This is a genomic window from Streptococcus uberis (assembly GCF_900475595.1).
GTDB classification, from domain to species: Bacteria; Bacillota; Bacilli; order Lactobacillales; family Streptococcaceae; genus Streptococcus; species Streptococcus uberis.
The window spans coordinates 939,256-960,585 of record NZ_LS483397.1 but is presented as its reverse complement, the minus strand read 5'-3'; the positions used below and the strand labels follow the sequence as shown (position 1 = coordinate 960,585).

Here is a 21,330-nt window from a genome sequence, read left to right as displayed (position 1 = left end):
AAAAAGACCTTAAGGTCTTTTTATTATGGGACAATGACGGTAATAGCTTTTTTCAAGACCGACATTGAAACAGGAATATAATCGCTTTTATCACCATCAATGCGAGTTCTAGATCGTGAAAACTTTTTACGATTTGCTGGACGTATGGTCAATTGATGGGTTTGAAAGTGTGAAATTTCTTCAGCTTTCGAAAAATCTCCTCGTCTAAAAGCATTAATATGAAAAAGAAATTTTAAGAAATGAATCTGTTTCATCGTATAAACTTGCATCATACCATCATCAACTAAAGCATTTGGGGAAAAGGAGGGGAAGCCAGCGATAGTATTTGACATGGTCACAAGAAGGAATTTGGTGGTCGTAGTTATTGTCTTATCTCCGATTTCAACCACGAGTGAATAGGTTCTATTACGTCTCAAGATGCGACCAGCATCCTTTAAAAAAGCAAATGGTCCAAACCTTCTTTTAGCTTGCGGTGTAACATCTGCCGCAATATCAGCTAATAGACCTAAGGTTAAACTACTAATCATATATTGCCCATTAACTTTGCAAATATCAACCTTTTTCTCTTTACCATTTGCAATAACATCAATAGCCTGTTTCATTGAGAGAGGAATATCAAGGGCCTTGGCAAAATTATTGACTGTTCCAGAAGGTATGAGGCCAATTTTTGTAAAAGCTCCTCCTTCATAAACTCCTCCAATGATTTTATTAATAGTTCCATCGCCACCTAGCGGAATAACGAGATCAATTTTATTTTGGGATATTTCTTTGGCTTTCAAAAATGCTTCCTCAGCAGAATGAGGTGTAACAAGTTTAATATTTTCAGCTTGAAATCCCTTTTCGATGAGTTCCTCTTTAACCAAAGCAGCAAGGCTATCATTTTTCTTACCTGATAATGGGTTAAAGATGATATAGACCGTTTTCATGATAATTCCTTCCATTCCTGACTTTGTCTTTTATTATAGCATTTTTTAAGCTTGTTCTAAATCTGTTAACATTCTATTGCCATTTATAACATATAAAAGACAATCGCAAGAAACTGAAGAGACGACGCAAGAAGAATAAAGAGATGCCAAATCATATGAAAGTATGGTCGTTTTTTGGCATAAAAAGCTGCTCCAATAGTATAGGAAAGACCACCAAAAAGCATTAATAAACCAAATGAAAGTGATGTTTTAAAAATTATTGTTGGTAGAATGAAGATAATAAGCCACCCCATAATGAGATATAAACTTAAACTAAACTTTTCATTGATGGACTTTGCAAAAATCTTGTATAATATTCCAAAAATAGTAATACTCCATTGTAAAACTATAATACTATAGCCTACCCAACCACCAACAAGTGATAGAGCAACAGGAGTATAACTACCTGCAATTGCAATATAAATCATACTATGATCAATGATTCTAAGGATATATTTTTGTGGGCTACCATATGACATGGAGTGATAAATGGCAGATGATAAAAACATTAAGAATAGACTAATCACGAAGATTGAGATGCCAATCGCAGCCCGGAGGTCATAGCTTTGATAAGCATAAATTGCTGAAAAGGGCAGAAGTAATAGGGTTAGGAAGGCTCCAATAGCATGAGTTGTAGCATTTGCGACTTCTTCACCAAATGACAAAGGGAGAGTTTGTTTAAAGCTTTGATTCATTTTTATTCCTCATTCTTCTCAATAAATGACATTAATAGCATGGTTTTGTCATAGGATTTTATTGTTTGACAAGCTGCAATAATGATTTCTGGTGTTTCTATCTCATTTCCAGTATTCCAATAGTCAACAAAACAATTATATAAATCTTCCGATGTCATATCATTTTGTAATTTTTGCAAAACATAACTGATTTCTTGAATTGGAAAAGCTTTTTTCAAAACGGTCAGTGCAATGAGTCTTGCAATTTGATGCCTACGATACTTTTTCTTAATTGGCTTTCCGAGATAACCATGTTTAACGTAATTGTTAATCATAGAAGATGTTAGTTCTTTAATAGTAAAAGCACTCTTTTCATAAGTTGTTTGATTGACATATAAAATAACTTGATCCAAATACAGGTCAAGATTTGGAAGTTCGTCCCATTTTGGTAATAAATACATTTTTAAAAACTCCTACATCTAGTTTCAATAACTAGATTATACATTTTTATAAAACTTAAATCAAGTCATAAACTATTTTCCCTATCTGTTATCCTTTTAACAATATTTCTTATGTTATAATAGGGAGTATGATGCAATTATGATAACGAATGACTTTTTGAAAGGAAAAAACATGCCAATAATACAATGGTTCCCTGGACATATGTCCAAGGCGAGAAGACAAGTACAAGAAAATTTAAAACACGTTGATTTTGTGACAATTTTGGTCGATGCTCGTTTACCACTCTCCAGTCAAAATCCTATGTTAACGAAAATAGTCGGTGAAAAACCCAAATTAATGATTTTGAATAAGGCTGATTTAGCAGACCAAAGTTTAACAAAAGAATGGTGCCGCTATTACGAAGAACAAGGGATAAAAACATTGGCCATTAATTCGAAAGAACAAGCTACAGTCAAAAAAGTTACTGAGGCAGCCAAAAAATTAATGGCAGAAAAACTTCAAAAATTGCAGGAAAGAGGCATCCAAAAACAAAGTTTACGTACTATGATTATTGGAATTCCAAACGCAGGTAAGTCAACTTTAATGAATCGCTTAGCTGGAAAAAAAATTGCTGTCGTTGGAAACAAACCTGGTGTCACCAAAGGACAACAATGGCTTAAAAGCAATAAAGACTTAGAAATATTGGACACACCAGGAATTCTCTGGCCAAAATTTGAAGACGAAGAAGTCGGTTTAAAATTAGCTCTAACAGGTGCTATAAAAGACCAACTTTTACCATTAGATGAAGTAACCATTTTTGGTTTGAATTATTTCAAACACCATTATCCCAGTAGATTGGAAGAGCGATTTAAAGGTATTAATTTAGATTTAGAAACTCCTGAAATAATCATGGAAATGACAAAGAATTTAGGCTTCAAGGATGATTATGATCGTTTCTATAACCTTTTTATCAAAGAAATCAGAGATGGAAAACTTGGCGTTTTTACCCTCGATCAAGTAGGTGATATTGATGACAAAAACCATTAAAGAAATCAATAGGCTTTTAGAGGCTATTTCTGAGCTCTCTGACCCCTATTTTATTGAATTAGAATCAGATGATAGGGTAGGGGTTAAAAAAGCTGTAAACAAGCGAAGAAAAGCCATACAAGCAATGATTGATGAAGAACTTAGACTGGATAAGATGCTCAGCTATGAAAAAGTGCTTTATCAAGAAGGGTTTTCATTAATTGCTGGTATTGACGAAGTTGGCAGAGGACCTTTAGCTGGTCCAGTTGTGGCTGCTTGTGTGATTCTTCCTATAGATTGTAAAATTAAGGGCCTAAATGATTCCAAAAAGATTCCTAAATCCAAACATCTTTCTATCTTTCAAGCGATTCAAGAAAGAGCCTTAGGTATTGGTATTGGTATCGTTGATAATCATGTCATTGATGACATCAATATCTATCAAGCTACAAAAGTTGCCATGATTGAAGCGATTAAAAATATTAAAGGGGATGTGACAGAACCAGACTATTTGTTAATTGACGCTATGACTTTGGAGACTCCGATTCCCCAACAATCTATCATAAAAGGGGATGCCAATTCTATGTCAATTGCAGCAGCGTCCATCGTTGCCAAAGTTACGAGAGATCGTTTAATGATGGATTATGAAAAAGCTTTTCCAGGCTACAATTTTGCAAAAAACGCTGGTTACGGTACTACGTCACATCTAAATGGACTCAAACAATTTGGAGTGACACCTATTCATCGAACAAGCTATGAACCTATTAAATCAATGTTATGATTATCATTTCAATTGGAGGCTATTTTAAAATTGACTGAGTTAGAAAAAATGCTTGCCGGAGAGCTTTACAATGCAAGCGATTCGACATTAAAACAAATGAGACAGGAAGCACGTCAACAGATTGCTCTTTTTAATTCTGAAGGAAACGGTCATAAAAGAAGTCAGATCCTAAAAAATTGGCTTGGAAGCACTGGTGAATCTATCTATATGGAACCTTATTTCGTTTGTGACTATGGAAGTAACATTTATGTAGGAGAGAATTTTTATGCCAACTATAATACAACCCTCTTAGATGTCTGCGAAATCCGAATTGGTAATAATGCTATGTTTGGTCCTAATTGCCAATTACTGACACCTTTACATCCTTTAAATGCTGATGAGCGTATATCAGGCCTTGAATATGGGGCTCCAATAACAATTGGAGATAATGTTTGGTTAGGAGGCGGCGTAACCATTCTACCTGGTGTTTCTTTAGGAGATAATGTTGTTGTGGGTGCTGGGAGCGTCGTTACTAAATCATTTGGAGATAATCTTGTATTGGCAGGTAACCCTGCCAAAATCATTAAACACCTCTAAAAAACCTTGAGATTTTCTCAAGGTTTTTTTCGAATAGTTAGGTAGAGAGGTAATTTAATGAATAATTTTGACATTTTTAAACTTAAGTGTGCCGGACTAAAAAATCATCACATTCTGAATATCATCGCCTACATGAAACACTCTACACAATCACTTTCTTTATCTTTACGAAATATGGCTGTTGTATCCAAATGTAGTGATCCCATTACATTCATAGAGAACTATAAAGCATTAAAAAGTAAGGAACTTAGAAAAATTTTCATGGAATATCCTTCCATTTCTATTCTAGATAAGGAATACCCAGCTCTATTAAAAGAAATTCATAATCCACCAGTTTTATTCTTCTACCAAGGAAATATCAAACTACTAGATTCACCTAAACTAGCTATTGTTGGGTCTAGAAAGGCTTCCGAAACAGGAATAAAAAGTGTCCAAAAAATTGTTGAAGAATTAAATAATAAATATGTTATTGTCAGTGGACTTGCTAGAGGCATCGACACAGCCGCTCACCTCAGTAGTTTAAGAAATGGTGGTCAAACAATTGCAATTATTGGCTCTGGTTTTAATAACATATATCCTAAAGAAAATCGCCGCTTACAAGATTATATTGGTCAACATCATCTCCTTATATCAGAATATGCCCCTAATGATAAGCCATATTCCTTTCACTTTCCTGAACGAAATCGTATTATTGCAGGTCTCGTAAAAGCAGTATTAGTAGTTGAAGCAAAAAAACGCTCTGGAAGTTTGATAACCTGTCAACATGCATTGGATGAAGGACGTGACGTTTATGCTATTCCAGGAAATATTATCGATGGATTTTCTGATGGTTGTAATTTATTGATTCAAGAAGGCGCAAAGTGCGTGACCAATGGCTTTCAAATCAGTTCTGAACTTTTTTGAGTTTAAACTTTCTTCCTATATATAAATTTTTTTATTGACAGTCTATTAAAAATGGGATATTATTCTATAAGCTTTAACCATTAAGTTATAGGAAGTGTGTCAAATTGGTAACTAAAACGAAAAGCGTAGCAAAACCTGCAAAGAAAAAAGCTACAAAAAAGAAATCCACGAGTCCTCAAAAAAATCTGGTCATTGTGGAATCACCTGCTAAAGCTAAAACAATTGAGAAATATTTAGGCCGAAATTATAAAGTTGTTGCATCAGTGGGTCATATTCGTGATTTAAAAAAATCATCTATGTCTATTGATTTTGAAAACAATTATGAACCGGAATATATTAATATCAGGGGAAAAGGTCCTTTAATAAATTCTCTCAAAAAGGAAGCTAAAAACGCCAAAAAAGTTTTCTTAGCAAGTGACCCGGATAGAGAAGGAGAAGCTATTTCATGGCATCTTTCCCATATTTTAGGTCTTGAAAGTGATGACAAAAACCGTGTCGTTTTTAACGAAATTACCAAAGATGCTGTTAAAAATGCTTTCTTAGAACCAAGAGTCATTGACATGGATTTAGTTGATGCTCAGCAAGCAAGACGCGTCTTAGATCGTATTGTAGGTTATTCTATTTCACCTATTTTATGGCAAAAAGTCAAAAAAGGACTTTCAGCAGGACGTGTTCAGTCTGTTGCTTTGAAACTTATTATTGATCGTGAAAATGAAATCAAGGCCTTTGTACCTGAAGAATATTGGACTATAGATGGTTTATTCAAAAAGGGGAGACAAAAATTCCAAGCAAGTTTTTACGGACTGAATGGAAAGAAAATGAAGTTAGAAACAAATGATGATGTCAAGTTTGTTTTGTCTCACCTTAAAAGTGATGCTTTCGACGTTACAACTGTTGAAAAGAAAGAACGCCGTCGAAATGCACCAATGCCTTATACCACTTCATCATTACAGCAAGATGCTGCCAATAAGATAAACTTTCGAACGCGTAAAACTATGATGGTTGCACAACAACTTTATGAAGGGATTAATCTTGGTAGTAACGGTACTCAAGGTCTCATTACGTACATGCGTACTGATTCAACAAGAATTAGTCCTATTGCACAAAATGAAGCAGCAGCCTTCATTACCGAGAGATTTGGTAGTAATTATTCAAAACACGGTAACAAGGTAAAAAATACTAATGGCGCTCAAGATGCCCATGAAGCCATTCGACCTTCCAATGTCCACTATACACCTGAATCAATTGCAAAATACTTAAATAAAGATCAGTTAAAATTATATACGCTTATCTGGAATCGTTTCGTAGCAAGTCAGATGACTGCAGCAATTTTTGATACCGTCAAAGTGACGCTTGAACAAAATAGCGTTTCATTTATTGCCAATGGTAGTCAAATTAAATTTAATGGTTATATGGCAGTTTATAATGATTCTGATAAAAATAAAATGCTGCCAGAAATGACACAAGGAGAAGTCGTTACAAAAGAGTCTACAAATCCTGAGCAACATTTCACACAACCACCTGCCCGTTATTCTGAAGCAACCCTCATTAAAACACTAGAAGAGAATGGGGTTGGGAGACCATCTACTTATGCTCCAACCTTAGAAGTCATTCAAAGACGCTATTACGTGAAACTTTCAGCAAAACGTTTTGAACCAACAGAACTTGGTGAAATCGTCAATAAATTAATCGTTGAATTTTTCCCAGATATCGTCAATGTTACATTTACAGCCGAAATGGAAGCAAAACTTGATCAGGTTGAAACTGGTGAAAGACAGTGGCAAACGGTCATCGATACTTTCTACAAACCTTTTGCAAAAGATTTAGAAAAAGCTGAAGATGAAATCGAAAAAATTCAAATTAAAGATGAACCAGCAGGTTTTGATTGTGATCTTTGTGGTCACCCTATGGTTATTAAATTAGGTCGATTTGGAAAGTTTTATGCTTGTAGCAACTTCCCAGATTGTCGTAACACAAAAGCAATAACTAAAGAAATCGGTGTGACCTGTCCTATCTGTAAAAAAGGACAAGTTATAGAACGTAAAACCAAGAAAAATCGTGTTTTTTATGGCTGTGACCGCTATCCAGAATGTGAATTCACCTCATGGGATATTCCTGTAGGAAGAGAGTGTCCTAAATCAGGTGATTATCTCGTTGAAAAGAAAATTCGAGGTGGTGGCAAACAAGTCGTTTGTAGCAGTGAGTCATGCGACTACAAAGAAGAAAAAATCAAATAAAAATAAAGTTAGAGTAAATGACTCTAACTTTATTTAATTTGTTTTTAAAAGTGCTAACAATTCTTCAATAGTTGGACTAAAAGTGTAATTGTCGCGATAAGCAATGCCTATTGGGTAAAAATCATTTTTATCTTGAAACGGTATCCAAATGAGATCGTTTTTTTGACTTAAACTTTCAAATTCACTAGCTAAAATCGTTACAGCATCAAGGCTTTCAAGACTGTGAATGATAACTTCCCAATCACTGTGTTTGAAAACAATATTAGGCTCAAAACCGAGTGATCTAGCTCGTCTTGGCAACATTTCACCTAACATAAAATGCTCGTTTAAAGTAGCAAAGCGACAATCTTTGAGATCAATTAACCGTAATGATTTATGATTTGCTAATGGGTGCGTTTTGGGCATAACAATACTAACTTTATACCCATGTGTTGATGTTTGTAATGGTTCAATGGTAATATCATCTCTTAGACATGGGAATGATAGGAGACCGATATCGATTTTTCCCTTTGCTAATAATTCTTGTAATTTTCTAGAACCATCTTGAATTAAGGAAACTTCAACACTTGAATGTGTTGCCATAAATGTTGAAATTTGTTTCATAAATTGAATAGCAAATAGTGATGTTAATCCTATTCTTATAGATTCTTTTTTTTCTTGATTCAATAAATGAATTTCTTCAAGCAAGAGATTAAAATCTTTTAGCAAGGTTTTTCCTCGTTGATAAAGAATTTCACCGGCCTCGGTTAATTGTAACTGACGGCCATTTTGAATAAAAAGGGCTGTATTTAATTCCTGTTCAAGTTTTTTTATCGATTGTGACAAAGTCGGTTGTGTCACAAATAGACTTTTAGCAGCATGAGAATAATTCTTTGTTTCTGCTACTGTAATAAAATAATTTAATTGCCTAATTTCCATAGATCTCTCCTATTTAACTCTAGTATACCATAGATCTATCAAAGTTTATGGTCTTACCCCTTTTTATCAATAAACCTTTACATCAATCATAAAAAGTCTATTATAAACGACTTTTTATGATTAGTCTGTTATAATGGACTTTTTTATTTAGTCTGTTATAATGGACTTTTCTGATTTAGTCTGTTATAATGGACTAAAATGGAGGAGCATAATGAATTATATTGCAGTTATTGGTGATTTTATCGATTCAAAACAAGTTGAACAGCGCTATCAATTTCAGGAAAAATTCAAGAAAGCCTTAGAAAAAATCAATCAAAAATATCAAAAAGATATTGTCTCAAAATTTTCAATTACATTAGGAGATGAATTCCAAGGCTTGCTTAAGATAGAAGCAAATGTTTTCCAAATGATTGATGACATTTCTCTTGCTATGAAACCTCATTCCATAAGATATGGTATTGGAATCGGTCAAATTATAACAGAAATCAATCCTGAAATGAGTATTGGAGCAGACGGACCAGCATATTGGCAGGCGAGAGAAGCCATAACCTATATTCATCAAAAAAATGATTATGGGCAAACAAAAATAGCGATAAGAACAAAAGATTTAGAAACAGACGTTGTCATTAATGCCTTGATTTCTGCAGGAGATGCCATTAAAAGTAATTGGCGAGCAAGTCAAGAAGAAGTCTTTGAAACAATTTTACACTTAAACTATTACCAAGAAAATTTTGATCAAAAAGAAGTTTCAGAAAAACTAGGCTTGACGGCAAGTAGCCTATCTAAAAGGCTAAAAAGTAGTAGTGTTAAAGTCTATTTTCGAACCCGAAATGCTGCAAAAGAGTTGATCAATAAACTTAGAATAGAAGGAAATCAAAATGCCTAGTATCGCAGAATATTTAAAAAGCAATCCCTTATTGTTACTCCTTTTAATATGTCATTTCCTAGCCGATTTTCACTTTCAAAGTCCACAAATGGCGGAAAAAAAGCTAAGTGACAAGCGCTATCTACTTAAGCATATCTTACTTGTTGGTGTGACTTTAATGCCCCTGTTTGTTCTCATACCCAATCAATGGCTAACCTATCTAATCATTTGGTTGAGCCATGCCGTCATTGATTTATCAAAATCTAAATTTGCAAGGCTTTTAAAACTCAATATCAAACAATCGTTTATCCTTGATCAATTGTTTCATCTGACGATTATCGCCAGCCTTGCAGTGATAAATGCTCACAACTATTCAAAAGTAGTTTATTTAGATAACAGCTTACTTACAACAGCACTCTTCATTATTTTAATAACAAAACCAAGTAATATCCTTTTTAAGATTCTCTTTGAAAAATATCAGCCTGCAGAAGGCGTCAAACTAGATACCATTAGTGGCGCAGGAGCTATGATTGGGACATTGGAAAGAATAGTTATTGGTATTTGTATGGTCATGGGGCAATATGCCTCAATCGGCTTAGTTTTCACAGCTAAGTCTATCGCACGCTACAATAAAATTTCTGAAAGCCCTGCTTTTGCTGAATATTATCTAATAGGATCCCTTTTTAGTATTTTAAGTGTTTTTCTAGCTTACTGTATTTGCTTTTAAAGGGCACCTTTTTCCAAAAAGAAAAGAGTAAAACATCAACATTCTTTTGCTTTTGAGTCTTTTTCTGCTATAATATAGCAAGTAAAATTTAAAGAAAGATTTGTGGGAAGGTATACTTTCCAAAGAGGTATTAGTCTATTGTCTCAATCTTATATTAACGTTATCGGCGCGGGTCTTGCCGGCTCAGAGGCCGCATACCAAATCGCTAAAAGAGGTATCCCTGTTAAACTTTATGAAATGCGTGGGGTTAAAGCCACACCGCAACATAAAACAAGCAACTTTGCAGAATTAGTTTGTTCCAACTCTTTCAGAGGGGATAGTTTAACAAACGCCGTAGGTCTCCTAAAAGAAGAAATGCGACGCCTTGATTCCATTATTATGCGTGCCGGGGAAGCGCACCGCGTTCCAGCTGGTGGAGCCATGGCAGTTGACCGAGTAGGTTATGCTGAAGCTGTCACAGCAGAGCTTGAGAATAATCCACTTATCGAAGTTATCAGGGGTGAAATCACAGAAATTCCAAATGATGCCATCACTGTTATAGCAACCGGTCCATTAACATCCGATGCATTGGCTGAAAAAATTCATGCCCTAAATGGCGGAGAAGGATTTTACTTCTATGATGCAGCAGCACCGATTATTGATAAGTCAACCATCAATATGGACAAAGTTTATCTAAAGTCACGCTACGACAAAGGTGAAGCTGCCTATCTCAATTGTCCTATGACAAAAGAGGAATTTTTGGCTTTTCATGAAGCCTTGACAACAGCAGAAGAAGCACCTTTGAACTCTTTTGAAAAAGAAAAGTATTTTGAAGGCTGTATGCCAATCGAAGTTATGGCAAAACGTGGCATTAAAACTATGCTATATGGTCCAATGAAACCCGTTGGTTTAGAATACCCAGATGATTATAAAGGACCACGTGATGGTGACTATAAAACACCATACGCTGTTGTTCAATTACGTCAAGACAATGCGGCAGGAAGCTTATATAATATGGTTGGTTTCCAGACACATTTGAAATGGGGCGAGCAAAAACGTGTTTTCCAAATGATTCCAGGACTTGAAAATGCTGAGTTTGTTCGTTATGGAGTTATGCATCGTAATTCCTATATGGATTCACCAAATTTACTGAAACAAACCTTCCAATCACGCGCAAATGAAAACCTCTTCTTCGCAGGTCAGATGACTGGAGTAGAAGGTTATGTGGAATCAGCAGCTTCTGGACTTATTGCTGGTATTAATGCTGCTAGACTCTTCAAAGGAGAAGAGGCAATTATTTTCCCTGAAACAACAGCAATTGGTAGCTTGCCACACTATGTCACACATACAGACAGTAAACATTTTCAACCAATGAATGTTAATTTTGGTATTATCAAAGAATTAGAAGGCAAACGAATCCGTGATAAGAAAGAGCGTTACGAAGCTATAGCGGAAAGATCGCTCAAAGATTTAGAAGCCTTTCTAAATAGCTAAAAACCATCCCAAGGGATGGTTTTTATTTTTTTATTTTTTTCCAAAAGGCATTTTGATGTGTTTAACTGTTTCCAATGTATCAGCAATTTTTTGATTGCGTTCAACTTTTTTCAAATTATCTTGATCCAATAACGATTGACTTTTTTCTAAGACTTCAGTAGTGACATAATAAAGCTTGACCAAGCTTCCTAATCGGTGCCTACCAGTTCTCGGAGACATTGAAACAACCTCATTAATAGAAGCCGTTAACCATTTTTTATCAGGTTTTGCAGGTATAGACGCCACAACAAATCCTTGTTTTTCAAGGTGTTCTTTCGCCTGATCTAAGGGTAAATTAATAACATCATCAATAGTTCTCAATCTTTCTTGACGTGCTTGCCTTTGATCCATATATTTTTCAATGATTGGACGAGTGTTGTCCATACCCTTACCAATTAATTCGGTAGTATCAGGAATCACAGAAATAATTTTCCCAAAGGCCCCTAACGATTTTGAAAATTTACTTAATTTAGCCATAGTATTCTCCTTAGAAGGCAATTCTTGAATCTATTATATCAGATGTAACTCTGTTTCTCTTAGTGAAAACTTACGAAATTGTAAGTTTTCACTTTCTAAATGTAAGTCTCAAACTGATCAATAAGTGTAAAATAAACTTATTAAAAGGAAAGAGGAACAAGACCATGAAAAAGTCTAAAGTCTATTCAATATTTGCAGCGCTAGCTTTATCACTTTCATTACTTATAGGAGCAGTCCTTTATCTAGGCCCTAAATCCAATTTCTATCTAATTCCTCCGAGTCCTAGAACCTATGGACAAATAGCCTTGAAGCAAATGGATAGTATAGGGCTCTACGCTCAGGGGGATGACTGGAATAAAGCAAAAAATTCAGCTGAAAAAGAACTCAAAACAGTTTCCACATATAGCCAAGCTAGAAAAGTTCTATCAAAGGTGGTTAAAGAAGCTGGAGGTAAACATTCCTTTATCCAATCCAAGCAAGAAATAAGTCAAACCAAGGCAAAAAAACAGCTACCTACAGTAAAAATGCTGGAACAACAGACTTTACTTGTCACCTTACCTGAATTTCTAGGAAGTGATCCCAAGGAAATGGCAAAATATGCTGATGCCCTCAACAATCATTTATCTTATGATCACTACAAGGCTGTCATTATCAATTTAGCCAATAATGGCGGAGGCAATATGGCACCCATGCTAATAGGCTTGTCTTCCTTGTTACCTGACGGCAAACTCTTTTCAAGTCAAGATAAGTATCAGCAAAAAACAGATTACCTCTTAGCCAAGAATAAGCTCAAAAATCAAGCCAAAATCAAATTGCAAAAGGCTATTCATAAACAAAAAGTACCAATTGCACTAGTCATTAATGGAAAAACAGCATCCTCTGCTGAAATGGTTGCCTTATCATTTAAAGGTATGGAAAAAACACGTTATTTTGGTGTCAATTCAGCTTCTTATACGACGGTAAATATGACCTTTCCATTATATGATGGAGCTGAAATGATGCTTAGTATCGCCAAAACCATTGATCGAAATGGGCAAAGCTATGAGAATCAACCTATTATCCCTGACCAAGTATCAAGTACAGCCCTTGAAGATGCCCAAAAATGGCTATCTGGTCAAGTAAAATAAGTTATAATAGTGTAAGGAGAATGACATGTTATTAGATATACAGCATTTAGAAAAAGTTTATCGCACAAGATTTTCAAAAGAAGAGACAAGGGCATTACAAGATGTTGATTTTAAAGTTGAATCTGGTGAATTTATTGCAATAATGGGTGAGTCTGGCTCTGGTAAAACAACCTTACTCAATATTTTAGCTACTCTTGAAAAACCAACAAGTGGTTCAGTCATACTAAATGGTCAAGATATAACTCAAATTAAAGACAAAAAACTAGCACAATTTCGACTAGAGAATTTGGGATTTGTTTTTCAGGAATTTCATCTTCTAGATTCCCTGTCGATCAAAGACAATATTTTTTTACCACTGGTTTTAGCTCGTAAATCTATAAAGGAAATGGAAAGTCGTTTGCAACAATTAGCTCCCAAATTAAGAATTCAAGAGCTATTAGAAAAAAGACCCTTTGAAATATCAGGGGGCCAAAAACAAAGAGTAGCCATTGCTAGAAGTTTGATCACCAATCCTAAACTCCTTTTAGCTGATGAACCTACAGCAGCTTTAGATTATCGAAACTCAGAGGACCTACTAAACCTTTTTGAAGACATTAATCTTGACGGACAAACCCTGCTAATGGTTACCCATTCGGCCAATGCTGCTAGCCATGCAAAACGTGTACTCTTCATTAAGGATGGTCGAATTTATCATCAAATGCATCGAGGAAATCGGACAAATATGGAATTTAGTAAAGATATTTCTTTAGCCATGGCAGGCTTGCTAGGAGGTGAATAAGATGTTTTATCTCAAAATGGCATGGAACAATCTCAAAAAAACAAAAGAAGTTGTTGTCCCTTTTATCTTAGCGAGTATTGTCTTATTTATGCTAAATACAATTGTTATGATACTCCTTACCGGCCCGGTTTCAGAAAATATGCAAAATGGTAAAATACTGTTATTGTTGGCTTCAGTTGTCCTCCTTATTTTTGCTACTATTATGGAAATCTACTCTTATCTCTTTTTTATAAAGCAAAGGAGTCGTGAATTTGGGTTATACACTGTACTAGGTATGACAAAAAAGCAAGTAGGTCTTGTTGCTAGTTATGAACTCTTAATCACTTATTTAGGTGTGATTGGTTTGGGGAGTCTCTTTTCTGGGATTTTTTCCCATCTTTTTTATCTGATTTTTGCAAACCTCCTTCACTATCAAGACCTTAGGTTGCATATTAACTTCATTGCCTTTCTAATAACAATTGTACTCTTTGGGTTTATTTTTCTCCTCCTTGAAATCATTGGAATGGTTAAGATTGGCAAATCGTCACCATTATTACTGTTTAGAGATCAAGAACAAGGAGAAGTAGAACCACGTGGCAATAAGCTCTTAGCTGCTTTAGCACTCCTATCTATTGGTTTTGGTTATTATTTATCACTGTCCTCAACAAAAATTGCAGCCATGGCCGTTATTTATCGATTTTTCATTGCAGTGATTTTCGTTATCATAGGAACCTACCTCTTTTATATTTCCTTTATGACTTGGTATCTTAAGAGAAAAAGACAAAATAAAAGATACTATTATCAACCTAAGCATTTCATCACAACAGCACAAATGATTTTTCGTATGAAACAAAATGCAGTCGGCCTTGCCAATATCACCATATTAGCTGTCATGGCTTTTGTTGCCATAGCAACATCTACAGCATTATATACTAACTCAGAATCTCAGTTAAATCAGCTGTTCCCAAAAAATACTAAGATTACCTTTGATAATCCAAATGATCTTAATCATCAAAAACAATTTCAAGAACTGATATTGCCTAAATTACAGTTACGTGAAAGTGATTATATAAGCTATACTAGCGCAATGGTAAACTTTAACAATGATAATGATAAAAAAATTGCCATTACAAAAAAAAGCCTTCAAAACCCTAACTTTAAAACACTGACCAATAGTTTTATTATCCCTGAAAAGGATTTTAGAGCCTTAGGAAATACTGTTCCAACTTTGAAGGATAATCAAATGATTTTTTTCCAACAAAAAAACACTAGTCATTTAAATGAAATTTCTATCTTTGGTAAAAACTATCACGTTGTTAAAAATCTTAAAACTGCAAAATTGCCAGAAATCGCAAATACCTATAACCCAACGATCATGGTCGTAAAGGACCTCAAGATAATGCGCCAGATTATTGATAGTTTTAATAAACATTCAGGTATGAAAGCAAATATCACTTCAGACTTAACAGTTTTAGCAGAATTATCTGAAAAAGAAATGAAGAGCATTGCAGATCCAAATTCAGTAGCTATCAGTCATGGTAAAGATTATCTAGCATACTATGAACGAAAAGAGAATTTCCAGAAAGACTATTATGTCATTACTGGGGGATTCCTTTTCACTGGATTTCTATTAGGACTAAGTTTCATATTAGGTGCCGCATTAATCATTTATTACAAGCAGTACACAGAAGGGCATTTAGATAAAAAATCCTATACCATTTTACAAGAGGTCGGTATGAGTATTGACCAAATCAAAAAAGCAATCAATTCTCAATTATTAGTGGTCTTCTTTATGCCCATATCACTTGCTATTTTGCATTTTAGTGCAGCTATGGTTATGATCAAACAAATGTTATTACTCTTTGGTGTGACTGATGTTCATATGATTTACAATGTCAGTGCCCTTACAATTAGCCTTATTATTCTAATCTATTATGTCATTTACAAACTGACCAGTAAAACATATTATAAAATTATTGAAAGGTAGAAGAAGTAGCGAGTTTTTTCGCTGCTTTTCTGTTAAAATGGGGGTATGACAAGTTTTCCAAAAATTTATATGGTTGAAGATGATAAAACCATACAAGAATTATTAAAAAAACATTTGGCACATTCTTATCAAGTTACCTGTGTCAGCAATTTTCGTGATATTAAAAATGAGGTGCTAGCTCTTGATCCAGATCTCATTTTAATGGATATCACTCTTCCTTTTTATAATGGTTTTTATTGGACAACAGAAATTCGAAAACATTTAAAGGTACCTATTATTTTCATCTCAAGTTCAACTGACGAAATGGATACGGTTATGGCCTTAAATATGGGCGGGGACGATTTTATCACAAAACCATTTTCGTTGACCATCTTAGATGCTAAAATAGCAGCTTTTTTACGTCGGTCTATGGAATTTTCTTCGGATCATTTAGAATTTGAAAATTATAGTCTACACTTCGACGGTACCTTTACAAACGGAAAGGAAAAACTCCAATTATCCCTGACCGAACACAAGTTGTTTGCTCTTTTATTAAAAAGAAGAGAAAAGATTGTTACTAAAGAAGAACTGCTAATGACACTTTGGGATAGTGATCAATATATTGATCATAATACCTTGAATGTAAATATGGCGAGGTTACGAAAAAAATTAGTGGAGATTGGCTTCGAAAGTATTCACACTGTGAGAGGAGTAGGCTATATAATCAAATGATAGGTCAATTTTTCAAAGAATATCAAGGATGGTATTTTCAATTTCTTATTTTATACCTCTTAAACTTATTGGTCTTTGCACTCTACCAACTACCTTTATATTATTTTCTTATTGCAAGTCTAACATCTCTTACATTTTTATTGCTTTATTCCATTTGGAAATTTTGGCAATTCCGCAAAAAAATGATTTTTTTACAAGAATATATTTATGTAAATCAATTAAAAGCATTAACATCACCAACTGATCTAGCTTATCAAAATCTCCTAAAAAAGAGACTGAATCTAGAGAATCAAAAATTACAGTTGGAAAAAGAAAATAGAAAAAAGCAAGATACCTTTATTAAAATATGGTCCCATCAAATGAAATTACCCTTATCAGCCTTATCTTTAATGAGTCAAACCCAAGAATATAATCCATTATTAGTAAAAACACAGGTTATGCGGCTGGAGAATTATTTAAATCGACTTCTAAATTATATAAAATTTAGCCAACATCAAGATGATTTTAGATTTGAAAAAATAGATTTAAGAGCTTTATTTAATGCAATCATTAAACAAATGAGTCCCGTCTGCATCGCAAAAGAAATAAGTATCAGCATAAGTGGGGATGCTACAATGACAAGTGATAAAAAATGGCTCAGTTTTGCTCTCACGCAGCTTCTCGATAACGCTATTAAATATTCTCATCACGGTGGTCATATAAGCATCCGTTTAAACAAAAAAAGTATAGAGATATCAGATGAAGGTATTGGAATACTAGAGGAAGATTTACCTCGCTTATTCGATGAGGGATTCACAGGTTTTAATGGTCATGAATTACAGAAAGCCTCTGGCCTTGGTCTCTACATGACTAGAACCGTATTAGAGCAGCTACATTTAGCTATCACCATACAGAGTCACATTGACCAGGGAACTCTTGTCATCATTAAAGAAAAGGAATAAAGAATATGTCAGACTACCTACCTTTACTAGTTAACAAAGAAAAAACAGTCAGCGAATTGCTTGAAACTATCTTATCGATACTTGAGCAATTTGGCCCATACCAGATTGAAGTCAAAAAGACTAGCCTCCATTTGGTCAAGGAAAAAGCATTTCTAGGCGTTCACCCAAAAAAGAAATGGTTAGATCTGAATATCGTGAGCAATCAAGCCATTGATCATCCTCTGATTACCAAAAATGAACAAGTATCTAAGAATCGCTGGCACAATAATCTTCGTTTAAGTTCAGTAGAAGAAGTGGATGATACTGTAAAAAACTTACTTCAGACAGCCTATCTGCATTAAAGAGACTTTGAATGACAGAATATTGGGATATCTATACGAAAGAACGTCAACTAACTGGACAAAGAATGATTAGAGGTCAAGCTTTTCCTGAGGGGGCTCGTCATTTAGTTGTACATGTCTGCCTTTTTAATGATAAGGGGCAAATGTTGATTCAGCAACGTCATAAAGATAAAGACTCATGGCCTGAGTATTGGGATCTTACTGTTGGTGGCAGTGCATTAGCAGGTGAAACTGCCCAAGAAGCTGCAATGCGCGAAGTCAAAGAAGAAATAGGATTAAGTTTAGACCTATCTGAAACAATGCCAGCCTTTACCATAAATTTTGACAATGGGTTTGATGATACCTTTTTAGTGGTTGAAAACATAACCATTGAGAATATCACCTTTCTAGATAATGAAGTTCAGGATGTTAAATGGGCATCTTACAATGATATCACTCAAATGATTAATCAAGGAATCTTTATTCCTTACTTTGATAGCAAAATCAGAATGTGTTTTGAAATGCGTGAACAGTATGGGGTACATAAACGCCGTCATTAACGAGCACGAATAACACAAAATCACTGAGAAGATTCTCAGTGATTTTTTTAGCATCTTGTTTTGCATAACTATAATTATGTAAAAATATAGCAATGTCAATTTAATGCTTCTAAACTTATAATTTATCTAAGGCATTTTTTTGTTCGTCATTGACAATATGGGTATATAAATCTGTAACTTGTGTAGAGGCATGGCCTAGTTGATGACTGACTAATACCTGAGACTTGGTGGCATCGTAAAGCCTGGTAGCAAGCGTATGCCTTAACTTATGAGGAGTTACTCGGATTTTAAAATCTTGTGAATATTTGCCCACCATTTTTTCAATACTTGAAGCATCAATGCGGTTGGGGACCCCACGATACTCCGTTAGGAAAAATGCTTGATCTTGCTTGTCAGCTTTATAGCGTTTCTGACGGATTTCCAAGTAATGCTCAAGGTAAGGTTTAGCAAAAGATGCTACGTTAACGGAGTCACGTTTCCCACCCTTTCGAGTCACTTCAATAACCATCATTTTGAGATTGACATCTTTTAAGTCGAGATTAACGGCTTCGGAGAGTCGGACGCCAGAAGCCAGAAGTAGGGCTATGATGGCTAAATCGCGTTCTTTATTTTTTTGGAATGATGATTTTGCTCTATTTGATAGCTTGTTTTCATATTCACAATCTACATAATCGAGAAACTCCATGGTTTCATCACCTAGAAAGAGCTTTTGTTTGATATTTTCTGCTCTTGAGGCTAAGGTTTCTTTTTTCTTCTTGGTAGCAACCTTTTTCATAACGTTTCGATAAAAGTATGGTTCCCCTTGATCGTTTTCAACTTCCTCAGTGAGATATTTATAGAGGCTAGAGAGGGCTGATAAGGTACGATTGATGGTTGTTTGAGAAAGACCAGATTTTGTTGAATAGGTGTTTAGTGACGGTCTTTCACGCAAATAAAGAATAAAAGATTCCATATCTTTTTTTGTCAAATGTTCCAAGACATCTAGCTTTATATCAGCAATTCTGGGAGCATCTGAAATTCCAGAGTCAATGAGCCAATCAAAAAAGCGTTTGTATTCTTTAAGGTATTCATATAAGGTCGTGAAACTGTAAGGCACAGATAATTTGGATTGGTAATAGTCTAAAACAAACCATGGCATGATTGCTTTGTATTCTTCAATTTTTTCTAACAGTAATTCACGTCGCATTGTTTTTTCCTTTATCTCATGACTTATTAATTGTTTTTCTTTAAGAGTAGTATACCATATCCTTGAATGTTTTTCAAGAAAATTATAGTTTTTCGGAAAGATGTTATAGGAAATATTAGAACTAATAAATTGGACATGCTAGCCAGAAACTAACAGCATAAAAAATATCCAACCTTAAATCATTCAGGTTAGATATCGTGTTTCAGTATTTTTTCGACGCGTGCTTTACGTTTTTCTAAGAGGCTCAATCTAGTTTGGTTTTTGCTTTTGGTGGATTTTAATTGATCAATATTGTGGTTTAGCTCTGCCAATTCATTTTGATAAGATAGGCGATGTTTTTCAATGTAGTTTTCTCTTTGAGGGTTATTTTTTTCTGCTTTTCGTTTCAAGTAATTGATAATTCCCATCCTTACCTCCTATCTCAATTAATTGATTTTTGGCTTTTTAACTGTTGTGTAAATTTCAAGGGCTGAGTCCACTAAGAAGACTGATAAAGCAATCGCCCCTGAAACGAACATGGATTCAATGAAATTTTTGCCTGATAAGGGAATATTTCCCTGAATGTAGTAATAAGCTATTTTATAAACACCTGCTCCTGGAACCAGTGGGAAATAACTTGGAATGTAAAAAACGGTAACAGGTGATTTTAAGACCCTTGCAGCTATTTGTGAAAAGAGAGCAATGACAATACCACCTAAAAGTGTTGCTACTGCTAAATCAACATAGGGTAAAGTTAATAGATAAACGGTATAACCTGCTGCTCCAATAAAGCCGGTTTGAAAGCGGAGATGTCTCGGTATTTCTAAAATAATTCCTGAAGTCACGGTTGCCACATAAGCACCTAGTATTTGAAAAATCATAGCCATGATATTATCCCCTTTGCAATAAATAATCCCATAGCAACTCCGACTCCTAAACTAACAGCAATAACGAGTGCTTCAACAATCTTACTCAAACCTGCTCCATAATCGCCTTTAAAGGAATCCCTAAAACCATTGGTGAAAGCGGTTCCCGGAAAAAGGGGCATTAGGACAGAGATGATGACTGTATCAAAAGAGGCTGATTGGGCTTGCCATAAATGCATTAAAATAGGAATAATCATGGCTACAAATAAGGTTGATAAGGTCCCAAAAATAAAGTCATTTAACTGGAGCTTCTCCTTCATTTGATATGTAGACAAAAGGATTAGTGCTGCTACAAAAGAAAGGGCAATCTCAATTTTACCTCCCCCTAATAAGACGGCAAAAGATAAAACTAATAAAATGGTTGATAAGGAAATTGTTTTTTTAGTGTAATTTCGTTGATCAATAGTCACCATTTTTTGATGAGCATCTTCAATGCTAATGGTATTGGATGTTAAATCTCTTGAGATTTGATTGACATGATGAATTTTCCTTAGGTTTGTATCTCTTTTGGTGATACGTTTAATTAAGGTGATGGGCTCATCAAAATCAGGTCCATCCAATGTAATAAAAAGACCTGTTGTATTCGCAAAAACCTCTGTAATGGGTTGTTTGGTAATTTGTAAAATACGCGAAACCGTATTTTCAACGCGGTAACATTCCGCGTTGGATTCTAACATGGTAATGCCAGCTAAAGTTGCTACTTTTACCACATATTTATTATATTTTTCAGTCATGAC

The 21,330-nt window shown here is 34.7% G+C and carries 24 protein-coding genes; 15 read left to right on the top strand and 9 right to left on the bottom strand.

Annotated features, from left to right (window positions below; all coding sequences use genetic code 11):
- Positions 1-23: 23 nt before the first annotated feature.
- The 3 genes from DQM95_RS05120 to DQM95_RS05110 form a co-directional block, all read right to left on the bottom strand.
- Entirely contained in the window at positions 24-926 is a 903-nt protein-coding gene (locus tag DQM95_RS05120) for a diacylglycerol/lipid kinase family protein (protein WP_037592139.1), read from the bottom strand.
- Positions 927-1,009: 83 nt separating this feature from the next.
- Positions 1,010-1,660, bottom strand: coding sequence for a PAQR family membrane homeostasis protein TrhA (gene trhA, locus DQM95_RS05115; protein ID WP_012658430.1), 651 nt, complete (start codon positions 1,658-1,660; stop codon positions 1,010-1,012).
- 2 nt (positions 1,661-1,662) lie between these two features.
- Complete coding sequence (locus tag DQM95_RS05110; RefSeq protein ID WP_037592141.1) at positions 1,663-2,100, bottom strand: DUF1836 domain-containing protein; 438 nt, start codon at positions 2,098-2,100, stop codon at positions 1,663-1,665.
- Positions 2,101-2,272: 172 nt separating this feature from the next.
- Between DQM95_RS05110 and ylqF the strand changes: the two genes are divergently transcribed.
- From ylqF to topA, 5 genes are all read left to right on the top strand, one after another.
- Positions 2,273-3,127 carry a ribosome biogenesis GTPase YlqF gene (ylqF, locus tag DQM95_RS05105; protein WP_037592143.1) on the top strand — a complete coding sequence of 285 codons (855 nt, stop codon included), beginning with the start codon at positions 2,273-2,275 and terminating at the stop codon, positions 3,125-3,127.
- Positions 3,111-3,884, top strand: coding sequence for a ribonuclease HII (locus DQM95_RS05100; protein ID WP_037592145.1), 774 nt, complete (start codon positions 3,111-3,113; stop codon positions 3,882-3,884). Before ylqF ends, DQM95_RS05100 begins: the two co-directional genes overlap by 17 nt.
- Positions 3,885-3,914: 30 nt before the next feature.
- Positions 3,915-4,460, top strand: coding sequence for a sugar O-acetyltransferase (locus DQM95_RS05095; RefSeq protein ID WP_037592147.1), 546 nt, complete (start codon positions 3,915-3,917; stop codon positions 4,458-4,460).
- 57 nt (positions 4,461-4,517) lie between these two features.
- Positions 4,518-5,363, top strand: a complete 846-nt coding sequence (gene dprA / locus DQM95_RS05090) for a DNA-processing protein DprA (protein WP_012658425.1) — start codon at positions 4,518-4,520, stop codon at positions 5,361-5,363.
- A 104-nt stretch (positions 5,364-5,467) separates the two neighbouring features.
- Entirely contained in the window at positions 5,468-7,600 is a 2,133-nt protein-coding gene (gene topA, locus DQM95_RS05085; RefSeq protein WP_037592149.1) for a type I DNA topoisomerase, read from the top strand.
- A gap of 33 nt (positions 7,601-7,633) precedes the next feature.
- Here the strand turns inward: topA and DQM95_RS05080 are convergent, their stop codons facing one another.
- Positions 7,634-8,518: a LysR family transcriptional regulator gene (locus DQM95_RS05080; RefSeq protein WP_037592151.1), complete on the bottom strand. Its 885-nt coding sequence runs from the start codon at positions 8,516-8,518 to the stop codon at positions 7,634-7,636.
- A gap of 211 nt (positions 8,519-8,729) precedes the next feature.
- Here DQM95_RS05080 and DQM95_RS05075 point away from each other — a divergent pair, with 211 nt between their 5' ends.
- The 3 genes from DQM95_RS05075 to trmFO all read left to right on the top strand — a co-directional run bounded on the left by DQM95_RS05075 (position 8,730) and on the right by trmFO (position 11,583).
- A complete protein-coding gene (locus DQM95_RS05075) occupies positions 8,730-9,404 on the top strand; it encodes a SatD family protein (protein WP_037592152.1) in 675 nt (224 codons plus the stop codon).
- The gene (locus DQM95_RS05070; RefSeq protein WP_037592153.1) at positions 9,397-10,110 is read left to right on the top strand and encodes a DUF3307 domain-containing protein; all 714 of its coding nucleotides are present in this window, start codon (positions 9,397-9,399) and stop codon (positions 10,108-10,110) included. Before DQM95_RS05075 ends, DQM95_RS05070 begins: the two co-directional genes overlap by 8 nt.
- A gap of 138 nt (positions 10,111-10,248) precedes the next feature.
- Positions 10,249-11,583 (top strand): methylenetetrahydrofolate--tRNA-(uracil(54)-C(5))-methyltransferase (FADH(2)-oxidizing) TrmFO, encoded by a 1,335-nt coding sequence (gene trmFO, locus DQM95_RS05065; protein WP_037592154.1) that lies wholly within the window; start codon positions 10,249-10,251, stop codon positions 11,581-11,583.
- A gap of 30 nt (positions 11,584-11,613) precedes the next feature.
- Here the strand turns inward: trmFO and DQM95_RS05060 are convergent, their stop codons facing one another.
- The gene (locus DQM95_RS05060) at positions 11,614-12,099 is read right to left on the bottom strand and encodes a PASTA domain-containing protein (protein ID WP_037592155.1); all 486 of its coding nucleotides are present in this window, start codon (positions 12,097-12,099) and stop codon (positions 11,614-11,616) included.
- Between the two features lie 164 nt (positions 12,100-12,263).
- Between DQM95_RS05060 and DQM95_RS05055 the strand changes: the two genes are divergently transcribed.
- From DQM95_RS05055 to DQM95_RS05025, 7 genes are read left to right on the top strand one after another with little or no spacing between them, the layout of a single operon-like run.
- Positions 12,264-13,226: a S41 family peptidase gene (locus DQM95_RS05055; RefSeq protein ID WP_037592156.1), complete on the top strand. Its 963-nt coding sequence runs from the start codon at positions 12,264-12,266 to the stop codon at positions 13,224-13,226.
- A 25-nt stretch (positions 13,227-13,251) separates the two neighbouring features.
- The gene (locus DQM95_RS05050; protein ID WP_037592157.1) at positions 13,252-14,004 is read left to right on the top strand and encodes an ABC transporter ATP-binding protein; all 753 of its coding nucleotides are present in this window, start codon (positions 13,252-13,254) and stop codon (positions 14,002-14,004) included.
- A gap of 1 nt (position 14,005) precedes the next feature.
- On the top strand, positions 14,006-15,970 hold the full coding sequence (locus tag DQM95_RS05045) for an ABC transporter permease (RefSeq protein ID WP_046390889.1): 1,965 nt from the start codon (positions 14,006-14,008) through the stop codon (positions 15,968-15,970).
- 45 nt (positions 15,971-16,015) lie between these two features.
- Complete coding sequence (locus DQM95_RS05040) at positions 16,016-16,681, top strand: DNA-binding response regulator (RefSeq protein ID WP_037592158.1); 666 nt, start codon at positions 16,016-16,018, stop codon at positions 16,679-16,681.
- On the top strand, positions 16,678-17,622 hold the full coding sequence (locus tag DQM95_RS05035; RefSeq protein WP_037592159.1) for a sensor histidine kinase: 945 nt from the start codon (positions 16,678-16,680) through the stop codon (positions 17,620-17,622). The genes DQM95_RS05040 and DQM95_RS05035 overlap by 4 nt, the downstream gene beginning before the upstream one ends.
- Positions 17,623-17,627: 5 nt before the next feature.
- Positions 17,628-17,963 (top strand): DUF5655 domain-containing protein, encoded by a 336-nt coding sequence (locus DQM95_RS05030; protein WP_037592160.1) that lies wholly within the window; start codon positions 17,628-17,630, stop codon positions 17,961-17,963.
- Positions 17,964-17,974: 11 nt separating this feature from the next.
- On the top strand, positions 17,975-18,502 hold the full coding sequence (locus DQM95_RS05025) for an NUDIX hydrolase (protein ID WP_037592161.1): 528 nt from the start codon (positions 17,975-17,977) through the stop codon (positions 18,500-18,502).
- 115 nt (positions 18,503-18,617) lie between these two features.
- Here DQM95_RS05025 and xerS read toward each other — a convergent pair whose 3' ends face one another.
- The 4 genes from xerS to DQM95_RS05005 all read right to left on the bottom strand — a co-directional run bounded on the left by xerS (position 18,618) and on the right by DQM95_RS05005 (position 21,327).
- A complete protein-coding gene (gene xerS, locus DQM95_RS05020) occupies positions 18,618-19,688 on the bottom strand; it encodes a tyrosine recombinase XerS (RefSeq protein ID WP_037592163.1) in 1,071 nt (356 codons plus the stop codon).
- 188 nt (positions 19,689-19,876) lie between these two features.
- Positions 19,877-20,095, bottom strand: a complete 219-nt coding sequence (locus DQM95_RS05015; protein WP_037592164.1) for a hypothetical protein — start codon at positions 20,093-20,095, stop codon at positions 19,877-19,879.
- 18 nt (positions 20,096-20,113) lie between these two features.
- Positions 20,114-20,554: a threonine/serine exporter family protein gene (locus tag DQM95_RS05010; protein WP_037592165.1), complete on the bottom strand. Its 441-nt coding sequence runs from the start codon at positions 20,552-20,554 to the stop codon at positions 20,114-20,116.
- Positions 20,545-21,327, bottom strand: a complete 783-nt coding sequence (locus DQM95_RS05005) for a threonine/serine exporter family protein (protein WP_037592166.1) — start codon at positions 21,325-21,327, stop codon at positions 20,545-20,547. Before DQM95_RS05005 ends, DQM95_RS05010 begins: the two co-directional genes overlap by 10 nt.
- Positions 21,328-21,330 lie beyond the last annotated feature (3 nt).